General features: G+C 77.8%; 1 protein-coding gene. It reads left to right on the top strand.

Annotated features, from left to right (window positions below):
* Nucleotides 1-2,058: LysM peptidoglycan-binding domain-containing protein (locus ABZ641_RS34670; RefSeq protein ID WP_359988333.1), on the top strand; the 2,058-nt coding region annotated here is incomplete at both ends.

The raw sequence follows: 2,058 nt of genomic DNA, 5'->3' as shown, positions 1-2,058 counted from the left end.
CCGCCGCGCCGCAGTACGCCGCGCTGCCCGCGGCCGCACCGGCCGCAGCCCCGGCCGCACCCGCCCAGGACCACCCCGTCTACACCGTCCGCGACACCCGGCCCGCCGACAGTCTCTGGTCCATCGCCGAGCACCAACTCGGCTCGGGGGAGCGGTGGCAGGAGATCGCCCGGCTCAACGACGGCCGGGTGATGGACGACTCCGGGCGGCGGTTCGACGCCGACCGGCCGATCCACCCCGGCTGGAAGCTGCTGATGCCCGGCGACGCCAGGCCGGACGCCGGCGGCGGCGGCGCCCCGCAGCAGAGCCCCGCGCCCGCCCCGCAGCACTCCTCGGTCACCGTCGCCCCCGGCGACAGCCTCTCCGCCATCGCGCAGCGCGAACTCGGCAGCGGCGACAGGTGGCCCGAACTCTTCGAGGCCAACCGCGGCGTCCGCGCCCCCGACGGCGAACGGCTCACCGACCCGGACGTGCTGGTCCCGGGCACGGTGCTGGCCGTCCCCGGTGCCCCGCAGCCCGCTCCGCAGCAGCCGCAACCCGATCAGCAGGCCCCGCAGCCGCCCGCACAGTCCACCCCCGCGCCCGCAACTCCCGCGCCGGCCACGCCTGCACCCGCGAGCCCCGCGTCGAGCACGCCCGCACCGAGCACGCCCGCCCCCCACAGCCCCGCGCCGAGCACACCGGCGAAGCACACCCCGCCGCCGGCCGTCCCCGCCGGGGTCGGCCACGAGGCGCACGCCGCCTCCGGCGACTACACCACCGCGCTCGCCGCCTCCACCGTCGGCGTGCTGCTGGCGGCCATCATGATCGGCACGGTCGCCCGGCGCCGCGGCGACCAGCAGCGCGTCCGCAGGCCCCGGCACCGGATCACCATGCCGGCGCCGTCCGCCGCCGCCTTCGAGGCCGAGCTGAAGGCCCGCCAGAACGTGCCCGCGCTGGAACTGCTGGACCGCGCCCTGCGAACCCTGGCCCGCAACACCGTCCGCACCGGCAAGCGGCTGCCCTCCCTGGTCGCCGCGCGGATCACCCCCGGCCGGACCGTCGAACTCCACCTGTCCGGGCCGGCCGTGCCGATCGCCCCCTTCCGGGCCGCGCACGCCGCCAACGTCTGGTGGTGCCCCGAGGACTCCAACGAACTGCTGTCGCCCGGCCAGGCCGCCAAGTCCTCGGCGCCCTACCCGGCCCTGGTCACCCTGGGCACCTCGCCGGACGGCTCCGTCGTCCTCGCCGACCTCGAGACCGTCCGGCTGGTGCACCTCTCCGGCCACCCCGACGACGCCCGCGACGTGCTGCGCACCCTCGCCCTGGAACTCGCCAACAGCCCGCTCGCCGACCGCCTCCACCTGCACCTCGTCGGCTTCGCCGAGGACCTGCCGATCGCCGGCCGCGCCGCCGAACGCGTCCACCGCTACGACTCGCTGGAGCAGGCCCTCGGCGCACTCGGCCCGCGCACCGCCCGGGCCCGCGCCACCCTGGTCGCCGCCGAGGCCACCAGCCCGCGCGACGCCCGAAGCCGAGGCCGGTCCGACGAGGCCTGGGTCCCCGAGATCGTCCTCTCCGCCCAACCGCCCGCCGGCCAGGTGCCCGCCGAACTCGGCCGCCTGCTCGACGCCAAGCCGCGCAGCTGCCTCGCCGTCATCACCCGTGCCCCGGAACGCGGCAGCGGACCCGTCGCCCGCTGGACCCTGCCCGCCACCGGCGCCGCCACCCTGCCCGGCCTGCACCTCCAGGTCGAACTGCAGCGCCTCGACGACACCCAGTACGCGAACCTCGCCGAACTCGTCCGCGCCTCCGGCGACACCACCCAGCACCCGGCACCCGAGTGGACCCTGGACGGCCCGGGCGACGACCTCGAACCGGCCGAACTGCCCGTCCCCGTCCCCGTGCTGGCCGCCGTCGGCAGCACCGCGGACAGGCGGCCGGCCAACGGTGCCAACGGTGCCAACGGCCCCGACGACGCCGACGACGCCGCGCCGCGGCTGATCGCCCGGGTCATCGGCACCGGCGCCAGCCCCTTCGCGGGCACCGCCCCGACCGCCACCCCGCCGCAGCCCGGGA

The sequence above is a fragment of the Kitasatospora sp. NPDC007106 genome (genome assembly GCF_040634455.1).
GTDB classification, from domain to species: domain Bacteria; phylum Actinomycetota; class Actinomycetes; order Streptomycetales; family Streptomycetaceae; genus Kitasatospora; species Kitasatospora arboriphila.
This window is presented reverse-complemented; position numbering and strand designations above follow the sequence as displayed.